Origin of the sequence: Mesorhizobium sp. M0408 (genome assembly GCF_040321495.1) — a bacterium.
Taxonomy (GTDB): Bacteria; Pseudomonadota; Alphaproteobacteria; order Rhizobiales; family Rhizobiaceae; genus Mesorhizobium.
In genome coordinates this window covers 34,609-54,423 of sequence record NZ_JAMYRO010000021.1, presented here as the reverse complement: position 1 = coordinate 54,423, position 19,815 = coordinate 34,609, and the positions used below count along the sequence as shown (strand labels likewise).

Below are 19,815 nucleotides of genomic sequence, written 5' to 3'. Positions count from 1 at the left end.
TGCGGCGACGCAGAAGGTGTGAGTTCCAAGCCCTGTCTATTTCAGCAATTGGATTGTGGCCCCTTTACGAGTGCTTCAGAACTTCATTCCAATTTTAGGTTTGCGAGCTAGGCTAGGAGCGTAATGCCGGCGTATGAAAGGCAGATGTCGGGAGGAACCGCGCCACGGCGCGCGCTTTCGCGCGCCCTGCTTTTCGCATTGTTGTGCTCTACGGCACTTGTTGCCGAAACCGGAAGTGCGGCAGCCTTCGAGATTTTCGGCATCAAGCTGTGGGGATCCAAAGACGAAGATGCCGATATCGTCGACCCGCTGCGCTATGCGGTGACGATCGAGGCGCCGGACGCCGACAAGGATCTCGCCGAGAAGCTCGAAAACGCCTCGGCGCTGAAGGCCGACGAGGAACACCCGGTATCCGGTTCTCTCGGCCTGCTGGCCAAGGCGCGCAGTGACCGTGAGCAACTTGTTGCCGCACTCTACACTGACGCCCGCTACGAGGGTGTCGTCACCATCACTATTCAGGGCAAGCCGCTCGACGATCTGCCGCCCGATGCCGAGTTTTCGGGTCCGCAGCCGATACCGGTGGTGATACGCATAGCAGCCGGGCCGAAATTCACGCTTGGCAACATCAGACTGGAAGGCGATGCGGCGGGGCTGGCAAGTGCCGATTTCGGCCTGATCGCCGGCGGTGACGCCAGTTCGGGCGCCGTGCTCAAAGCCGAGGCGGCGATCGTGCGGGCACTCAAGCAAGAAGGCAGGCCGCTGGCCAAGGTGACGGGCCGCGAGATCGTCGCCGAGCACGCCGGTTCGACGCTCGACGTGACGCTTGCCGTCGCGGCCGGCCCGGTCGCCGGCTATGGCGACACCACTGTCGAGGGCACGGAAAAGGTCGACCGCGACTTCACTGAATATATGACCGGCCTTAAGCGCGGGCGCCAGTATTCGCCGGATGAGATCGACGACGCGCGCGACCGGCTGCTCGGGCTCGAGGTCTTCAACAGCGTGACGGTGAAGGAAGCCGACGCGCTCGACGCCGAGGGCAACATCCCGATCGGTGTCGAGGTAAGCGAGCGCAAGCCACGCTATTTCGGCATTGGCGGCAGCTTCTCAAACACCGAAGGGCTGGGCCTCGAAGGCTATTGGGGGCATCGCAATCTGTTTGGCCGCGCCGAAAAGCTGCGCATCGACGGCAAGATCAGCGGCATCGGCAGCAACGACTTGACCCAGCTCAATTACAATGCCGGCGTCATGTTCGAAAAGCCGGGCGTGATCGGGCCGGCGTCGAAATTCATTGCCAGCGTCAATACCGTGCTGGAGCACCCCGACGCCTACGACCATTTCTCGGTCAAGGGCAGCACCGGCCTATCCTACGAACTCGACAAGAAGCAGACGGTTTCCGCGCAAGTCGCGCTGGACTATTCGAGGATCCACGACGCTTTCGGCAAGCACACCTATCTGATCGCCAGCATTCCACTGCAATATGTCTACGACAATCGCGACGGCAAGCTCAATCCGACCCGGGGCTTCAGGGTGCTGGCCTATGGCGAGCCGAGCTACGACATTTTGAGCGGGGCTGCGTTTGTCAAGCTGAAGGGCGAGGGGTCGGCCTACCAGTCACTCGATTCGGCCTCGAAATTCGTTTTCGCCGAACGTGTCGCCATCGGCTCTATCATCGGCGCCAGTCTTCAAGATGTTCCGGCAGATCGACGCTTCTACTCAGGCGGCGGCGGTTCGGTGCGCGGCTATGCCTATCAAGGCATCGGCCCGAAGGACAGCAATGGAGAGCCGATCGGCGGGCTTTCCTTCTTCGAGACCTCGGTCGAGATGCGCATCGCCGTCACCGACAAGATCGGCGTCGTGCCGTTCGTCGATGCCGGCACGGTGTCGACCAGGCAGGTCCCCGATTTTTCGGACATGAAGGTCGGCGCGGGTATAGGCTTGCGCTATCTGACGGCGTTCGGGCCGCTGCGCGTCGACGCGGCGGTGCCGCTCAACCGCGGCCCCGACGATCCTCATTTCGGCATTTATGCCGGCATCGGCCAGGCATTCTGATGGCAATATTCAGGCGCATCCTCCGTATCCTTTTCTACACGCTGCTCATCGTCGTGGCAGCAGCGGTGGGGGCGCTCGTCGTGCTGACCAAAACCGAGCGCGGCCGAGAAAACCTTGCCGGCATCATCTCGACCATGGCCTCGACCGCTGATCGCAAGGTCACTGTCGTCGGCATCGACGGTATCTGGTCGGGCGCGCTGAGGGTCGATCATGTCGTTCTGGAGGATCGCGAAGGCGCCTGGATGGTGGCGCGCAACGTGGCCGTCGATTGGTCGCCGCTGGCACTCCTGTCGAAGAGCTTCAGCGCCGATCGCATTGGGGCCGAGCGTATCGAGTTGGCAAGGCTGCCGGTGGCCAATACACAGTCGAGCCAAAGCGGAGCGACGACGCTGCCGGTTTCCATCGACGTCAGGCAACTCGACCTTCCCGAAATCGCGCTCGGGCAGGCTCTGGCCGGCAGCGGTGTCGCCGAACTTGCAGCCAAGGGAGCGCTCAAGGCGGACGCCTCACCATTGGCGATCGAGACCAACCTCAACATCGTTCGCCACGACGGCAAGCAAGGCACGGTCGACGCCAAAGCCCATTTCGCGCCGGCCGACAACAAGCTCGACCTCGACCTTAAGGCATCCGAGCCGGCCGGCGGCATCATCGCCAACCTGCTCAACCTGCCGGGCGCGCCGCCGGTCAACATTGTCGTTTCCGGCACCGGACCGCTCGCCAACTGGAATGGCATAGGGACCTTCGTTGTCGACGGCCGGATCGTCACCCAGCTTACCGGTCGCCATCAGCTCACCGACAAGGGTCATTATGTCGAGGCCAACGGCGATGGCGAATTCGAGCGCTTCCTGCCCGAAACCCTGAAACCGCTGTTTGCCGGCAAGACCACCTTCGACCTCGCCGGCACAGCGACCGCGGCCGGCGGCGTCGATGTCGAGCGCGCCAATATCGACAGCGGCGCCGTGCACGCGACCGCCACAGGCATTGTCGATCCGAACGGCGCCAGCGACCTTTCGGTGAAGCTCGCCGCAAAGGGGCCGCCGATCGTGCTCAGCCTCGGCAGCGAGGCGCAGCCGATAACCGTGGCGATCAAGGATGCCACGGCCCGCGCTTTCGGCGGTGGCAAGGCGCCGATGGTCGATATCGGCGCGTCGCTGGTCTCGGTGGTGGCGGGCGGCACGCGGGTGGACGACCTGATCGGGCAAGTGCATTCCGATGGTTTCGACATCCAGAACCGTAGCGGGCCGGTCACCATCAAGCTGACGGCGGCCGACCTGAACACCGACGTCGCGACTTTGGCGCCGCTGATAACGGGCAGGGTCAGCGCCGGTCTCGCCGGCTCCGTCAGCAAGGAACAGATTGTCGTCGACGACGGCACGCTACGCAGCGACGCGCTCAATGCGTCCGTAACAGCCACAGTGGCGCTTGCCGATCTGTCGATGACGCTCAAGATGAATGCCGACGCGGCTTCGACGGCGCTGCCGCCGCAAATCAGCTCGGTTCTCGGCGAGCGCGTGCAGTTTTCCGCAACCGCGACACGCGACCCGGACGGTGCGTTCGCCGCCAACGCATTGCAACTCACCTCCGGCACGCTTAGCGCCAGCGGCACCGCCAGTGCGCAAGGCACCGATATCCGGGCCGACATCAAGGGTACGCTGGGCGACGTATCGGTGCTGTCGCCGCTGGTCGGCGCCAAGGTCGGCGGCGCCGTCGGTTTCGCGCTGACCGCAAGCGGCGCGCGCAGCGCTCCGGATTTCTCGGTTTCGGCCAACAGCGACAGCCTGACGGCGTCCGGTCATATGGTGAAACAGATCAAGCTGAGCGCGAGCGGCAAGGCCGATATCGCCAGTCCAGCCGCCGATGTCTCGCTGACCGGCTCGGTCGACGACCAGCCGCTCGACGTCAAGGCATCGCTGGTCACAACCGACGGCAAGCGCTCCATCAATGGACTTGCCGTCTCGTTAGCCGACAACAAGGTCTCCGGCGACCTCGGGCTCGACGACAACCTGCTGCCGCTCGGCACGTTGACCCTCGATGCCGCCGATATTGCTCCGCTGGCCGCACTCGCGGGCCAGTCGGTAGCCGGCGACGTGCGCGGCACCATCCGCTTTGCGAACGACAACGGAGCGCCGACGGTCGCGATCGATGCGACGAGCGCCGTGATTTCGCGCGGCGAACTGGCGGCGAAGACAATCGCCGTCAACGCGCTGGTCGCCAATTATCTCAAAGCACCGGCAATCGCCGGCAAGATCAAGGCCGACACGATCACCTCCGGAACCACGGTGATCAGCGGCATCGATGTCGACCTGAAGCGCGATGGCGACTGGACCGGCTTTAGCGGCGGCGCCACGGTCGCCGGCATTCCGGCCAGCGCGTCCGGGCGGGTCAGGGTTGCGAACGGCACCACCAGCATCGAGCTTGCCTCGGGCGAGGCGACCATCCGCGGCATCAAGGCAGCTGTCGCGCAGCCATCAGCGCTGACAATCGCCAATGGCAGGGTGAGCATAGAGAAATTGGCGCTCGGTGTCGGCGGTGGTTCGGTTGCCGTGTCGGGTACGGCCGGCCAGACGCTCGATCTCGCTGCCACCTTGTCGGCGGTGCCGGCAGCGCTTGCCAATGATTTTTCACCGGGTCTCGATGCCGTCGGCGCGCTCAGCGGCACCGCGCAGGTCACCGGATCGTCGGCTGCCCCAGATATTCGCTTCACCGCCCGCCTCAGCGGCGCCGAAACCAGCCAGACCCGGCAGGCTGGCCTCGGGCCGCTGGATCTCGACGCGGCAGGCCGTTTCTCGTCGGCCAGCGGCCTGGCCATCGAGCAGGCGACGCTTGCCGGCGAGAAAATCTCCGGCAAGGCAGCCGGCACCATCAATCCGAACGGTGCCAGCGATTTTTCGCTCGACCTGGCCTCTACCGGTCCGAGCCTGCCGTTGTCACTTGGCAGCAAGGAGAGCCCGATCAAGCTCGAGCTACAGGCGATATCGCTAACGGCGGCCGGGCAGGGCGCCCAGCCGAAGCTCGACATTTCCGCGACGCTGCCATCGGCCGCCACCAATCTGGCTAAGATCGAGGGCATCACGCTTGCGCTGCACTCCGATCGCTTTGACGTGAAAGCCCGGAGCGGGCCGATCTCCGGCACCGTGACTGCCGAAAAAATCGGCCTCGACAATCCGACTATCGCGCCGCTGATCGCCGGCAAGGTCACCGCCAAACTCGCCGGCAGCCTTGCCGCCGATGCCATCGTCATCGATAGCGGCACGGTGACCAGCGACGCGTTGAACAGCGGCTTCAACGGGCGGGTCTCGCTGGCCGACGGCGCCATCGCCCTCAATGTCAAGGCGGACGCCGCCTCGGCGGCACTGCCGGGGTCGGTACGTGGCGTGCTCGCCGAGCGAACGCAATTCAGTGCCGCGCTGAAGCGGGACGCCAATGGCAATGTCACCGCCAATACCGTCAGGCTGTCGTCCGGTTCGCTGACGGCAGACGGCCAGGCGAGCCTTGCCGACAACAAGCTCAGCGCCGACGTCAAAGGCGCGCTAGGCGACGTCTCGCTGCTATCCAAGGACGCCAAAGGCGCCATCTCTTTCGCGCTGAATGCGCAAGGCGCCAGCACCGCGCCGGATCTGTCGCTGAGTATCAACAGCGACAGGCTTTCGGTCGCGGCGCGCGAGATCACCGGTCTGAAGCTCACTGCCACCGGCAAGGCTGATGCCGCCAACCCGGCTGCGAATGTGCAACTCACCGGAAATGTCGGCGGCCAACCGCTGCAGGGCAGCGCCGTGCTGGCGACATCGGACGGCAAACGCGCCATCAATGGACTTTTGCTGTCGCTCGGCAAGAACCGTATCTCCGGCGACCTGGCGCTCGACGATGCCTTCCTGCCGGCCGGCACCGTGGCGCTCGACCTGCCCGATATCGGTCCGCTTGCGGCCCTGGCACTGGAAAAGGCCGATGGCGATGTGCGCGGCACGATCGCCTTCTCCAAGGCGGGTACCGTGCCGCAAGTCGCCGTCAAGGCGACGACGGCCTCGATCTCGCGCGGCGATGTCTCGGCCAAGGCCGTGAGCATCGACGCGCTGATCGCCAACTATCTGGCGGCACCGGTGATCTCGGGCAAAATCCGTGCCGACAGCGTAACTTCCGGCGGCACGGCTATTCGGGGCGTCAACGTCGATCTCAAGCGCGACGGCGAATGGACCGGCTTTTCCGGTGGCGCCACCGTCAAGGATATTCCGCTGAGGGCGGCCGGCCGGGTCAAGGCGGTCAAGGGCACGACGACGGTCGAACTTGCCTCCGGCGAGGCGACCATCCGCGGCATCAAGGCGGCCATCGCCCAGGCCTCGACCATCAACATCGCCAATGGAGTGACCAGCCTCGACAGGCTGGTGCTCAACCTCGGCGGCGGCACGGCGACGGTCACGGGCAAGGCTGGGCAGGCGTTCGACCTCAACGCGACGCTGGCCCGCATCCCGATCTCGATAGCCAACAGTTTTTCGCCGGGCCTCGATGCCGCCGGTTCCATCTCAGGCACGGTGAAGGTGACGGGCGCGCCGGCCAATCCGGCCGTTGCCTTCAAGATCGACGCCGCAGGCGTTCAGACGTCGCAGACCCGTGGTGCAGGTTTCGGCGGCATGGGCGTTTCATCCTCAGGTACGTATTCGGGCAACAGACTGACGTTCGACGCCAACATGAGCGATGCCGCCGGCCTCGGCCTCAAGGGCGGCGGCACGATGACGACATCAGGCGCGCCTACCCTTGATCTCAACTTTTCCGGCAAGGTGCCGTTCGCCTTCCTCACCAGGACACTCGCCGCGCAAGGCCTGTCCCTGAGCGGCACGGCCGACGTCGATGTGCAGGTGCGCGGCCCGGCGACGTCGCCGGTGATCTCAGGCACGGTCCGCACGTCAGGCGCCCGCCTGCTCGACGCGCGCTCGGGGCTTGCGATCAACGACATCACTGCCGATGTCGCCATCGGTGGCGGCGTGGCAAGGATCAATCGCCTGACCGGCACGCTGTCGACGCGCGGCAGCCTTTCGGCCAGCGGCACCGTCGGCATCGATCCGGCTAAGGGTTTTCCGGCCGATCTGTCGATCAAGCTCGTCGACGGCCGCTATACCGACGGCAAGGTGGTCACCGCCAATCTTGGCGGCGACCTGACCGTCAAGGGACCGCTCATCTCCGCGCCGGTGATTTCCGGTACCGTCAACCTGGCCAAGACCGTCATCACCGTACCGGAAAAGCTGCCCGGCTCGCTGGCAGAGCTCAACGTCAAGCACAAGAATGCGCCGGCCGCCGTGCGTGCCCAGGACAAGGCGTTGCGCCCGGCCGCTGCAAGCAGCGGTGGCGGCGGCAGCGGCCTCAATCTCGACGTCACGGTCAATGCGCCGAGCCAGATCTTCATCCAGGGCAGGGGTGTCGACGCCGAGCTCGGCGGTTCGCTGCGGCTGACCGGCCCGGCATCGTCACCCCAGGCGGTCGGCACCTTCACCTTGCGGCGCGGGCGGTTGACGATCCTTGCCAAGCGGCTGACCTTCACGGAAGGCACCGTCGGCTTTTCCGGCTCTCTGGTGCCCTACCTCAATCTCACGGCGCAATCGAAGACGACCAGCGCCACCGTGACCATCGTGGTGTCGGGCGAGGCGAACAACCCGAAATTCACCTTCTCCTCGGTACCCGCGTTGCCGGAGGATGAGGTGCTGGCGCAGCTGATCTTCGGCCGTTCGATGTCGAACCTGTCGCCGCTGCAGATCGCGCAGCTTGCCGAGGCTGCCGGACAACTGGCCGGCGTCGGCGGCTCGACCTCCCTGCTGCAGAACCTGCGCAGCGCAATCGGCGTCGACGATCTCGACGTAATCACCGATGAACAGGGTGGCACCGCCGTCTCGGCGGGCAAGTATCTCAACGACCGTACCTATGTGACGATCCAGAAGGGCGACAGGCCGGGCTCGGGTAAGGCAACCGTCGATCTCGACGTTGGGCGCGGTGTCAAGCTGCGTGGCGAGGCAACCGACGCCGGCGAAGCCAAAGGCGGTGTTTTCTACGAACGGGAATATTGAAACCGGCCGTTCGCGCAGAACAACCGGTTGCCTGAAGAACGAGCGGCGCAGCGGCGAATGTCCCAGTTTAATTGCCCGTTGAGATTTCAGACGAAATCCCTGGCGCAGTAGCAAATTTGCGCCAAGACTGTCGTTATCGCGCGAACCGCCCTGCTTTCAAAGTTGCACATTCCTTGGCATGTTCCCAATCCGTGCCGTCTTTGACATCATGGCGCGGATGCGGAATGTTAAAAGGCAGAAAGCCAACAATGGGAGTTAGTCATGACGATCTACAAGAGTAACGGCGACCGCGTTCCCGATCACATCCTGGCCATGGCCGAAGATGCCAAGGCAGGCAAGATGGATCGTCGCGAATTTCTGGCTCTCGCCAGCGTCTTCGGCGCCTCGACGGCGATGGCCTATGGCATGCTTGGCCTTGCAGACCCCACGCCGGCCAAGGCGGAAGAGGTGAAGGGCAAGAAAGGCGGCATACTGAAGGTCGCGCAATGGATCAAGGATCCGAAGGATCCGCGCAAGTCCGACTGGTCGGAAATCGCCAATGCCGAGCGCCAGGCGCTCGAGCCGCTGGTCAAATACACCACCGAATACACGTTCCGCCCCTATCTGCTGGAAGCCTGGGACGTGAATGACGACGCTACCGAATACACGCTGCATGTGCGCAAGGGCGTCACCTGGAACAACGGCGATCCGTTCACCGCAGATGACGTCATCTTCAACCTCAAGCGTTGGGCCGACAAGAAGGCCGAAGGCAATTCCATGCCGGGTCGCCTCGGTTCGCTGGTCAAGGACGACAAGCTGGATGAGAGCGCGGTGACCAAGGTCGATGACCACACGATCAAGCTGACGCTCAGCAAGCCGGATATCGCCCTCATTCCCAACGTGTGCGACTATCCCGGCCTCATCGTCCACAAGACGTTCGACGAAAAAGGCGGCGACTTCAAGTCCTGCCCGATCGGCACTGGGCCGTTCGAGCTGGTCTCCTACGATGTCGGCCAGAAAGTGGTCTACAAGCGCCGCGAAGACAACAAATGGTGGGATGGTGACGTCTTCCTCGACGGCATCGAGTTCATCGACTACGGCACCGATCCGGCGGCGATGGTCAGCGCTTTCGAGGCAGGCGAAGTGCACACCAATTTCGAAACCTCGGCCGACTATGTGTCGATCCTCGACGGCATGGACTTGGCGAAGTCCGAGGTCGTCACCGCCTCGACGATCGTCTGCCGCACCAATGTGGCCAACAAGCCTTACGGCGACCAGAAGGTTCGCAACGCCCTGCAGCTCGCGGTCGACAACGCTGTCGTCCTCCAGCTCGGCTACGGCAATGCCGGCACGGTTGCCGAGAACCACCATGTCGCCCCGATCCATCCGGAATACTACGAATTGCCGAAGGTTGCTCGCGACCCGGCGAAGGCAAAGGCGCTGATGGCGGAAGCCGGCCAGGCCGATTTCGAGCACGAGCTGATCACGGTCGACGAGGACTGGCACAAGAACACAGGCGATGCGATCGCCGCGCAGATGCGCGACGCCGGCATCAAGGTCAAACGTACGGTGCTGCCGGGTTCGACCTTCTGGAACGACTGGACGAAGTATCCGCTGTCGATGACCAACTGGAACATGCGGCCGCTCGGCGTCCAGGTTCTGGCGATCGGGTATCGTACCGGTGAAGCCTGGAATGAGACGGCTTGGTCGAATCCGGAGTGGGATGCCAAGCTCAACGCTGCGCTCGCGGTTGCCGACGCAGCCAAGCGCAAGGAAATGATGAAGGACATCGAGCAGATCCTGCAGGATTCCGGCATTATCATCCAGCCTTATTGGCGCAAGCTCTACAGCCATTCGGTCAAGGCGGTGCAGAACTACAAGATGCACCCGACCTTCGAGCGCGACTACGGCAAGGTCTGGCTCGAGCAGGCCTGACCGGACGATCCGGAAAGGGGCGTCTCGCCCCTTTCCCTCGCTCTTTGCATGGTCCTTGGACCGGAAGTCGGCGCAGCAAAAAGTTGCGGACTCTTCGGCCTGGGTCTGCAATAAAAAGGGTATTGCATCTGGGACTGGTCTGAAGGCTTGTTCTGCCGCTGGCGGCAGCGCACGGCTTGCAAACCGGTTCCACCCCCCAACCCGACCGGCAGGGGACCGCCATGCTTTCTTTCGTTATCAGGCGTCTCGGCACCATGGCATTGACGATGCTGTGCCTGACGATGATCGTCTTCTTCCTGGTCAATCTCGGGCCTAATCTGAAGAAGCTCGCGATCAGCCAGACCGAAATGCACACATCCGCCGAGCAGCTTGAGGCTTGGCTGGTCAACCATGGCTATCGGCAGAATTTCTTTATCCGCTACGGCCAATGGCTGGGCATCATGCCCAAGCAGCCGGTGACCGACCCGGCGACCGGCAAGCCCGCACAGCGTTTCTCCTTCTGCAACGATCCGGTCGTGCCGACATTCTCCGGCATCCTGCAAGGCGATTTCGGTTGCTCGACCAAGTTCAAGACGACGGTCGCTTCGAAACTCTTTCCGGCGCTCAGCGCCACCGGCATCCTGATGCTCTGCGTGCTGGCCGTAATGGTGCCGATCTCGCTTTTGATCGGTATTCTCGCCGGCATGCGCGAGGGTTCACGCACCGACCGCACATTGTCGGTGGCTTCGATCGCCTCGACGGCGACGCCCGAATATGTTTCGGGCGTTATCTTCACCGTGATCTTTGCCTCCTGGCTCGGCGTGCTGAACGGTTCGGCGGCCTCGGCCAGCCAGGGCATCACCTTCTATAATTTCACCTTACCGGTGATGACGCTGGCGATATACGGCATCGGCTACATCGCTCGCATGACCCGCGCCTCGATGGTGGAGGTGATGACACAGCAATATATCCGAACCGCCCGGCTGAAGGGCCTCTCCTTCGGCAGCGTGGTGATAAAGCACGCTCTGCGCAACGCGCTGATCGCGCCATTCACGGTCATCATGCTGCAGTTCCCCTGGCTGCTCACCGGCGTCGTCATCGTCGAGGTGATGTTCCGCTACCAGGGGTTCGGCTACACCCTGGTCGAGGCCGCCGGCAACAACGACATCGATCTTCTGCTCGGCTGCTCGCTGGTCTCGGTGTTTATCGTCCTGATCACACAGCTCATCTCCGATGTCGGCTACGCGTTCCTCAATCCGCGCATCAGAGTTCAATAGGAGACCGGCGGATGCAGGTCGAATATCTCAGCGCCTTCAACGTCGTACTCGGCGTGCTTACCCGCTTCTGGCCGGTCTGGATCGCTCTCGCCCTGGTGATGGGGGCGAGCTTCGGCTACAAGAAGAAGCTAGGCCTTTACGGCCAGCTTTTCGACAGCGGCGTCGGCATCGTCGGCGTCGGCATCTGCCTGTTCTGGCTGTTTACGGCGATCTTCGCGTCGACCATCTCGCCCTTCGATCCGCTCGCCCAAGTGCCGATCATGAAGGACGCGCTGCCGGGCGCAATCGAGCCGGCGTCGAAACTTGTATACTATTTCGGCGGCGACAAGCTCGCCCGCGACGTGTTCTCCCGCATGGTCTATGGCAGCCAGATCGTGCTGATCATCGCGCCGGCGGCGACCGGTTTTGCGCTGATGGTCGGCATTACGCTCGGCCTGCCGGCCGGCTATTATGGCGGCAAGATCGATACGGTGCTGTCCTTCCTCGCCAACCTTGTGCTGGCCTTCCCGGTGATCCTCCTGTTCTACCTGCTGGTGACGCCGGGCATCATGGACACGCCGATCCCCTACGCGATGGCAGGGCTGTTCTTCCTGTTTCCGATCATCTTCTTCAGTGTGCTGTTCTGGACGCGCTACAAGAACCGCCCCGACCGCCTCTATATCCTGCTTGGCCTGACGTTGGTACTTGGCGGCTGGATCTATGCAGGCCTTGTCTTCGATGCCGATCCGTTCAAGATCATCCACATCGATCCCAACCAGCTCAACATCTTCGTGGCGGTGGTGTTCGCCTCCAGCCCCGGCGTGTTCCGCATCGTGCGCGGCCTGGTCATGGATATCAAAACGCGCGACTATGTTGCGGCGGCACAAACGCGCGGTGAATCGCCCTGGTACATCATGCTGTGGGAGATATTGCCCAATGCGCGCGGGCCGCTGATCGTCGACGCCTGCCTGCGCATCGGCTACACCACGATCCTGCTCGGCACGCTCGGCTATTTCGGGCTGGGACTGGCGCCGGAAAGCCCGGACTGGGGCACGGCGATCAAGGATGCCAGCCGGCTGCTGCGCTCCTTCATCCACCCGGCGCTGCCGCCGACGATCGCATTGATGTCGTTCGTGCTCGGCCTCAACCTCCTGGCGGATTCGCTGCGCGAACAGTCTATGAAAGATTGATGCCGGGAAAGATTGACGCCGGGAAGATCGATGCCGGGTTCGGCCCGATATGCCTGAAGAACAAGGATTGGAGCGACCCATGAATGAGGCAGTTCGAAATCCCGCCAAGCCGACCAATGGCCCGATCATCGAGATCGAGAACCTGTCGATCTCCTTCTTCACCCGCAAGGGCGAGATCCCGGCCGTCATGGATTTTTCCTGCACGGTCATGCCTGGCGAGGCGATGGGTATTGTCGGCGAATCCGGCTGCGGCAAGTCGACCGTGTCGCTCGGCATCATGCGCGACCTCTCCAACATCGGAAAGATCGTCGGCGGAAAGATCAAATTCCAGGGCAAGGACATGGGAGAATTGTCCGACGAGGAACTGCGCGCCATCCGCGGCAACAAGATCGCGATGATCTACCAGGAACCGATGGCCAGCCTGAACCCGGCGATGAAGGTCGGCCACCAGCTGATGGAAGTGCCACTGATCCACGACAAGGTGTCGAAGGACGAAGCTTACAAACGCGCCTTGGAAATGGTGCGCGCGGTGAAGCTGCCGGATCCCGAGCGCATGATGCGTTCCTACCCGCACCAGCTTTCCGGCGGCCAGCAGCAGCGCATCGTCATTGCCATGGCGCTGCTGTCGAAGCCGGCGCTGCTTCTGCTCGACGAGCCGACGACAGCGCTCGACGTGACGGTGGAGGCCGGCATCGTCGACCTGGTCAAGGGGCTGGGCGAGAAGTTCGGCACCTCGATGATCTTCGTGTCGCACAATCTCGGCCTGATCCTGGAGACCTGCGACCGCATCACGGTGATGTATTCGGGCGAAGCGGTGGAGACCGGGAAGATCAAGGACGTCTTCGACCGGATGCGCCATCCCTACACGCAAGGCCTGTTCCGCTCGATCCCGCTGCCGGGCGCCGACAAGAATTCGCGGCCGCTGATATCCATCCCGGGGCAGTTGCCGCTACCGCACGAGCGGCCGAAGGGCTGCAATTTCGGCCCGCGCTGCCACCATTTCGTCGAGGGCGTCTGCAACGCCGCCGAAATTCCGATGATCGCGGTCGAAGGCCATGACGGGCATTTCTCGCGCTGTGTGCGCTTCAACGAGATCGACTGGGAGGCGCTGCCACCCGGCGCCAAGAAGGTCAACGAGCGGGTGGTGCCCGGTGCGCCGGTGCTCCAGATCGAAGACCTCAGGAAGTACTACAAGGTCGGCGGCAGCGAAGTGTTCGGCTCGAGCGAGGGCCGTGTCGTCAAGGCCAACGAGACGATCTCGTTCATGGCGCGCGAATCCGAGACCGTCGCTATCGTCGGCGAATCCGGCTGCGGAAAATCGACCCTGGCCAAGGTGCTGCTCGGCCTCGAAACGGCAAGCTCCGGCCGCGTCAAGCTCGGCAACAAGGAGATCCAGTCGACCGGGATCGAGAAGCGCAGCGTCGACACGGTGTCATCGATCCAGATGGTGTTCCAAAATCCGTTCGACACGCTCAATCCCAGCCATTCGGTCGGTTCGCAGATCATCCGTACGCTGGAAAAGTTCAATGTCGGCGACTCGGTGGCCGACCGACGCAAGCGGATGCTGGAATTGCTCGACCTGGTGAAGCTGCCGAGGGCATTCGAGACACGCAAGCCGCGCCAGCTTTCAGGCGGCCAGAAACAGCGCATCGGCGTTGCGCGTGCCTTTGCCGGCGACGCCAAGGTGGTGGTGGCCGACGAGCCGGTCTCGGCACTGGATGTGTCGGTCCAGGCCGCGGTGACCGAGCTCTTGATGGACATCCAGCGCAAGAACAAGACGACGATGCTGTTCATCAGCCACGATCTGTCGGTTGTGCGCTACATCGCCGACCGCGTCGTCGTCATGTATCTCGGCTATATCGTTGAGCAAGGCACGACCGACCAGATATTCGCGCCGCCCTATCACCCCTATACCGAGGCATTGCTGTCGGCGATCCCGATCGCCGACACAAGCGTGGTCAAGAAGCACGTCGTGCTGGAGGGCGACATCCCTTCGGCGATGAACCCGCCGTCCGGCTGTCCGTTCCAGACGCGCTGCGGCTACAAGAAACTGGTGCCGGACAACCTTTGCGAAACCAAGGTGCCGCCAGTAAAAAATCTCGGCGACGGCCATATGAGCTTGTGCTGGCTGTCCGACGACGTACTGGCGAAAATGGAGCCGGTGATCAAATTCGACAAGGAGCACGCCGCAAATGAGGGCGTGCCGGATGATGCAAACCACGGTGTTGGCCCGGGCTTTGCCGGAGATCCGCCCAAGCGCCCGCATGGAAAGACTGGCAGCGTTGAAGCCGATGCCGAGGGCCAGGCAGTGGAGAATGCCGAAGCGGTCGCCAAAGCCCGCCGTCACGAGGTTCGCGACGAGGTTTCAGAGACCGGCACCTCAAGCTCTGCCGACAGCGCTGTGGCACCAATCATGCCGCCGACTGTCGGCGACGGCCGACAGGCCGAGGACGCCACGCGCAAGCCGCGCAAACCCAAGGGCGGCTGAGAGCCGTTAATAGGCTAGGGCGGCGCGCATTGCCGTAGCTGCGCGGCGTAGTCCTGCGCCATCTGTTCGGTGGCATGCGCATAGCGCTGCACGTCGGCGTCGCCGCGATTGCCGTGCTTATAGGCATTCCAGCCGAGATAGTAGGCGAGATACAGATTGTAGGTGTCGTTGCGGGCGACGCCGAGGGTCTCGGCGGTCTTGGAATGATACCAGCCGACGAAATCGACGGCATCGGCAAAGCGGGTGCGGCGCGCCGCCCAGCTGCCGGTCTCGCTCTGATATTGCGCCCAGGTGCCGTCGAGCGCCTGCGAGAAACCGGTAGCGCTGGAGATGTGTTTCCAGGGAATGAAGCCCAGCAGCTTGGTACGCGGCGGCCTGGCGTTGCTCTTGAAGCCGGATTCCTTGCGCACCGTCGCCATCAGTACTGGGACCGGCACGCCGTATTTCTGCTCGGTGCGTTGTGCCGCCGCCTGCCAATTGTCGAACCAGCCGTCATTCTGGTCGAAAACGGCGCAGACATCGTTGATGTGGTTCGGCGGCGTCGCGCAGGCCGAAAGCGCCAGCGGCACGGCAATCGCCACAATTTTACTAAAACTCAACCTACGCATTGCAAGAGCATTAGGCCGAAAACATAAAAGGAATCTTGCTGCGTTCCTTAACGGCTCATCGGCCGCTTTGCCTGACGCGGAACAAGTATAACCATTCCGACGTTTGTTGTCGCTTTTGCCGATGTGAAATTCCCGGAATGCCGCCTTGGCTAAAATCACGCCCGCAGGTGGCGGATTCTTGACAGCTCGATCCTCGTGCCGGCGCTTTGATGCGCGGCATGAGCGAACCAAGACGCAAGCGCGGCGCCGAGCGAACCAGCAACAGGGGACCGACCGCCATCCCGCAACTGCCGTTGCGCCGCGTCACCAATCCCTATCCGCCAATGGCGATGCTTTCGGCCGACCAGATCGAGGCGATCCACCAGGCGTCGATGCATATCTTGGAGAATTTCGGCATCGAGGTGATGAGCCCGCGGGCGCTGTCGCTGTTCGAGAAGGCCGGGGCCAAGGTCGATCATGCCACGATGAACGTCCGCATCGATCGCGGCATGATCGAGGAAGCGCTGAAGACGACGCAGTCCAGCTATACGCTGACGCCGCGCAATCCCGCCCATGCCGTCCACCTCGGCGGCAATACCATCAACTTCACGCTCGTCGCCGGGCCGCCGAATGTGCACGACATGGAGCGCGGCCGCCGTGCCGGCAATTTGCGCGATTATTCCGATCTCGTCCGGCTGGCGCAACATTTCAACTGCATCCACATGCTAGGCAACCAGGTCTGCGCGCCGGTAGAATTGCCGGCGAATTCCCGTCATCTCGACACCTATTTCGCCAATCTGACACTGACCGACAAAAGCTTTCACGTCTCGGCCATCGGCCGCGGCAGGGCGCTCGACGGCATCGAAATGATGGCAATCGCGCGCGGACTGACGCTTGACGAGATGCGCGACGATCCCGGCGTCACCACGATCATTTCGGTCAATTCGCCGCGCCGCTTCGACGAGATGATGGCCGAGGGGCTGATGACGATGGCCGAGTTCGGCCAGTCGGTGGCGGTAACGCCATTCACGCTGATGGGGGCGATGAGCCCGGTGACGCTTGCCGGCGCGCTCGCCCAGCAGAATGCCGAGGCGCTGTTCGGCGTGGTGCTGACGCAGCTCGTCCGCCCCGGCGCGCCGGTGATGTATGGCGCCTTCACCTCCAATGTCGATATGAAATCGGGAGCGCCGGCGTTCGGCACGCCTGAAAACACCAAGGCGAATATCGCGTCCGGACAGTTGGCGCGGCGTTACAACCTGCCTTATCGCACAACGCCGGGCTCGGCTTCCAATGCCGCCGACGCGCAAGGCGCCTATGAGACGCTGATGGCGCTGTGGGGCGCGGTGCTCGGCCATGGCAACCTCGTCTACCATGCCGCCGGCTGGCAAGAGGGCGGACTGACAGCGTCGTTCGAAAAGTTCATCATCGACGTCGAGATGATCCAGCACATGATGGAGTTTTTGCGCCCGATCGAGGTCAACGAGGCCGAGCTTGCTGTCGAGGCTCTGGGTGCGGTTCCGACCGGCGGCCATTTCTTCGGCGAGCCGCACACTCTGGAGCGCTACGCCACAGCCTTCTACCAGCCGATGCTGTCCAACTGGCAAAATTTCGAGGCCTGGCAGGAGGCTGGCGGGCTCGATGCCACGGCGCGGGCGACGAGGCTTTGGAAGAAGGCGCTGGAGGACTATGTCGAGCCGGTGATGGAAGTCTCCAGGCGCGAGGCGCTTGAGACGTACGTGGCCAAGCGCAAGGAAGCGATCGGGCAAAGCGAGCCGTGATGATCGAAGGCTTGCGCTCGTGGGGCTCCTCCCCGAATTCATCGTTCCCATCCAACTCGTTGACGTCAGAGAGAATCCCATGAAATCGCATGCAAAGGTCGTGGTTATCGGCGGTGGCGTTGTCGGGTGCTCCGTGCTGTTCCATCTGGCCCGTCACGGCTGGACCGACATCGTGCTCCTGGAGCGCAATGAATTGACCTCCGGCTCGACCTGGCACGCCGCCGGCGGCATGCACACCATCAATGGCGATCCCAATGTCGCCAAGCTGCAGAAATACACAATCTCGCTCTACAAGGAGATCGAGGAACTGTCCGGCCAGGCGACCGGCGTGCATTTGACTGGCGGCGTCTTGCTGGCAGCGACGGAGGCGCGGCTCGACTGGCTGCGCGGCGTCGTCGCCAAGGGCCGCTATCTCGGCATCGAGCTCGAGGAGATATCGCCTGACGAGGCGGCCGAGCTGATGCCGTTGCTCGATCCCAAGCAGTTCGTCGGTGCCGTCCGCAACAAGGAGGACGGTCATCTCGACCCGTCCGGCGTTACCCACGCCTACGCCAAGGCGGCGAGGAAGCTTGGTGCCGAGGTCGAGCGTTTCACCAAGGTCGAGGACATCGTGCGGCGCGCCGACGGGCTGTGGCGCGTCATCACCAACAAGGGCGAGGTTGTGGCCGAACATGTCGTCAATGCCGGCGGCCTGTGGGCGCGCGAGGTCGGCCGCATGGTCGGGCTGGAGCTGCCGGTGCTGGCGATGGAGCACATGTACCTGATCACCGAGGACATGCCGGAGGTCGCCGCCTGGAACCAGAAGACCGGCACGGAGATCATCCATGCGGTCGACTTCGACGGCGAGCTCTATCTGCGCCAGGAACGCGGCGGCATGCTCATGGGCACTTACGAAAAGGCCAACAAGCCATGGTCCGAGTTCCAGACGCCATGGAATTTCGGCCACGAGCTGCTCGAACCCGACATCGACCGCATCGCACCGTCGCTGGAGGTTGGCTTCCGGCATTTCCCGGCGTTCCAGAACACCGGCATCAAGCAGATCATTAACGGACCCTTCACCTTCGCGCCGGACGGCAATCCGCTGGTCGGGCCCGTGCGCGGCCTGCCGGGGTTCTGGGTGGCCTGTGGTGTCATGGCGGGGTTCTCGCAGGGCGGCGGCGTCGGCCTGGCGCTGTCGAACTGGATGATCGAGGGCGATCCCGGCGCCGACATCTGGGCGATGGACGTTTCGCGCTACGGCGACTGGGCCACGATGGCCTATACCAACGCCAAGGTGCGCGAGAACTATTCGCGGCGGTTTTCGATCCGCTTCCCGAACGAGGAACTACCGGCCGGCCGGCCGCTCAAGACGACACCGGTTTACGACCTGTTGTCGGCCAAAGGGGCGCAATGGGGGGTCGCCTATGGGCTGGAGGTGCCGCTGTGGTACGCGCCCGAAGGCGTCAAGGACGAATTCTCCTGGCGGCGCTCAAGCGATTTTGAGCATGTGGCGAAAGAAGTGGAGACGGTTCGGCAGGGCGTTGGTCTCTCGGAAATCTCGTCATTCGCCAAATACAGAGTAACCGGCGACGGCGCTGCCGCCTGGCTCGACCGCCTGCTTGCCTGCAAGTTGCCAAGGCCCGGCCGCATGACGCTGGCGCCGATGCTGAAGGAAGACGGCAGGCTAATCGGCGATTTCACGCTGGCCAATCTCGGCGGTCCAAATTCTGCAAGTAAGGATTGGTTCCTGGCCGGCAGCGGTGTCGCCGAGCAGTACCACATGCGCTGGTTCGAAGCGCACCTGCCGAAGGACGGCTCGGTCAGTATCGAAGCGTCGGGAGCAAAACTCACCGGCCTGTCGATCGCCGGGCCGAGCGCGCGGAACCTTCTTGAAAAGGTCACACGGTCGGACGTGTCGAATGCGGCCTTTCCGTTCATGGCCATCAGCAAGATGGACATTGGCATGGCGCCATGCCTGGTCGGGCGGGTCAGCTACACCGGCGATCTCGGCTACGAAATCTGGGTCGCGCCGGAATATCAGCGCGCCGCCTATCAGGCGCTGATGGCGGCGGGGGAGGAATTCGGCATCGGCCTGTTCGGCTCGCGCGCGCTCAACGCATTTCGGCTTGAGAAGAATTACGGCTCATGGGCGCGCGAATACCGGCCGATCTATGGACCGTTGGAAGCCGGGCTCGACCGCTTCGTCGCCTACGGCAAGCAAGCCGATTTCATCGGCAAGCAGGCGGCGTTGGCCGAGCGCAAGCAAGGCGGCAGACTGCGGCTGCGGGCCTTTGTCGTCGATACTGTCGATGCCGACGTCATCGGCGACGAGCCAATCTGGTACGGCGGTGCCGTGCGCGGTTGGGTCACGTCGGGCGGCTACGCGCATCATTCGAAAAAGTCCGTCGCCATCGGCTATGTGCCGAAAGAGATTGCCGACGAAGCCGACGGCTTCGAGATTGAGCTTCTGGGCAAACGCCACGCCGCGCGCATGCAGCGGATCCCGCTGTTCGACGCGAATTTCGAGCGGATGCGTGGGTGACGT

At 63.1% G+C, this 19,815-nt stretch carries 9 protein-coding genes; 8 read left to right on the top strand and 1 reads right to left on the bottom strand.

Annotated features, from left to right (window positions below; all coding sequences use genetic code 11):
* Window positions 1-123: 123 nt before the first annotated feature.
* The 6 genes from NKI67_RS23425 to NKI67_RS23400 all read left to right on the top strand — a co-directional run bounded on the left by NKI67_RS23425 (window position 124) and on the right by NKI67_RS23400 (window position 14,926).
* The gene (locus NKI67_RS23425) at window positions 124-2,049 is read left to right on the top strand and encodes an autotransporter assembly complex protein TamA (protein ID WP_352647034.1); all 1,926 of its coding nucleotides are present in this window, start codon (window positions 124-126) and stop codon (window positions 2,047-2,049) included.
* The gene (locus NKI67_RS23420; protein WP_352647031.1) at window positions 2,049-8,099 is read left to right on the top strand and encodes a translocation/assembly module TamB domain-containing protein; all 6,051 of its coding nucleotides are present in this window, start codon (window positions 2,049-2,051) and stop codon (window positions 8,097-8,099) included. Before NKI67_RS23425 ends, NKI67_RS23420 begins: the two co-directional genes overlap by 1 nt.
* Window positions 8,100-8,360: 261 nt before the next feature.
* Window positions 8,361-10,013: an ABC transporter substrate-binding protein gene (locus tag NKI67_RS23415; protein ID WP_352647029.1), complete on the top strand. Its 1,653-nt coding sequence runs from the start codon at window positions 8,361-8,363 to the stop codon at window positions 10,011-10,013.
* 221 nt (window positions 10,014-10,234) lie between these two features.
* Window positions 10,235-11,269 (top strand): ABC transporter permease, encoded by a 1,035-nt coding sequence (locus NKI67_RS23410; protein WP_023675847.1) that lies wholly within the window; start codon window positions 10,235-10,237, stop codon window positions 11,267-11,269.
* Window positions 11,270-11,280: 11 nt separating this feature from the next.
* Window positions 11,281-12,438, top strand: a complete 1,158-nt coding sequence (locus NKI67_RS23405) for an ABC transporter permease (protein ID WP_023675848.1) — start codon at window positions 11,281-11,283, stop codon at window positions 12,436-12,438.
* Between the two features lie 79 nt (window positions 12,439-12,517).
* A complete protein-coding gene (locus NKI67_RS23400) occupies window positions 12,518-14,926 on the top strand; it encodes a dipeptide ABC transporter ATP-binding protein (RefSeq protein ID WP_352647027.1) in 2,409 nt (802 codons plus the stop codon).
* Window positions 14,927-14,940: 14 nt separating this feature from the next.
* Here NKI67_RS23400 and NKI67_RS23395 read toward each other — a convergent pair whose 3' ends face one another.
* Window positions 14,941-15,534, bottom strand: a complete 594-nt coding sequence (locus NKI67_RS23395; RefSeq protein WP_352647025.1) for a transglycosylase SLT domain-containing protein — start codon at window positions 15,532-15,534, stop codon at window positions 14,941-14,943.
* A gap of 218 nt (window positions 15,535-15,752) precedes the next feature.
* Here NKI67_RS23395 and NKI67_RS23390 point away from each other — a divergent pair, with 218 nt between their 5' ends.
* Together NKI67_RS23390 and NKI67_RS23385 are read left to right on the top strand one after the other, a co-directional pair.
* Window positions 15,753-17,291, top strand: a complete 1,539-nt coding sequence (locus NKI67_RS23390; protein WP_023675851.1) for a trimethylamine methyltransferase family protein — start codon at window positions 15,753-15,755, stop codon at window positions 17,289-17,291.
* Between the two features lie 79 nt (window positions 17,292-17,370).
* Window positions 17,371-19,812 (top strand): GcvT family protein, encoded by a 2,442-nt coding sequence (locus NKI67_RS23385; protein WP_352647023.1) that lies wholly within the window; start codon window positions 17,371-17,373, stop codon window positions 19,810-19,812.
* The last annotated feature ends 3 nt before the right edge of the window (window positions 19,813-19,815 follow it).

Bases quoted from the DNA above. Each gene is read 5' to 3' on its own strand.
- NKI67_RS23425 (WP_352647034.1), top strand. From the start codon at position 124: ATGCCGGCGTATGAAAGGCAGATGTCGGGAGGAACCGCGCCACGGCGC.
- NKI67_RS23395 (WP_352647025.1), bottom strand. From the start codon at position 15,534: ATGCGTAGGTTGAGTTTTAGTAAAATTGTGGCGATTGCCGTGCCGCTG.
- NKI67_RS23405 (WP_023675848.1), top strand. From the start codon at position 11,281: ATGCAGGTCGAATATCTCAGCGCCTTCAACGTCGTACTCGGCGTGCTT.
- NKI67_RS23390 (WP_023675851.1), top strand. From the start codon at position 15,753: ATGAGCGAACCAAGACGCAAGCGCGGCGCCGAGCGAACCAGCAACAGG.
- NKI67_RS23410 (WP_023675847.1), top strand. From the start codon at position 10,235: ATGCTTTCTTTCGTTATCAGGCGTCTCGGCACCATGGCATTGACGATG.
- NKI67_RS23420 (WP_352647031.1), top strand. From the start codon at position 2,049: ATGGCAATATTCAGGCGCATCCTCCGTATCCTTTTCTACACGCTGCTC.
- NKI67_RS23415 (WP_352647029.1), top strand. From the start codon at position 8,361: ATGACGATCTACAAGAGTAACGGCGACCGCGTTCCCGATCACATCCTG.
- NKI67_RS23385 (WP_352647023.1), top strand. From the start codon at position 17,371: ATGAAATCGCATGCAAAGGTCGTGGTTATCGGCGGTGGCGTTGTCGGG.
- NKI67_RS23400 (WP_352647027.1), top strand. From the start codon at position 12,518: ATGAATGAGGCAGTTCGAAATCCCGCCAAGCCGACCAATGGCCCGATC.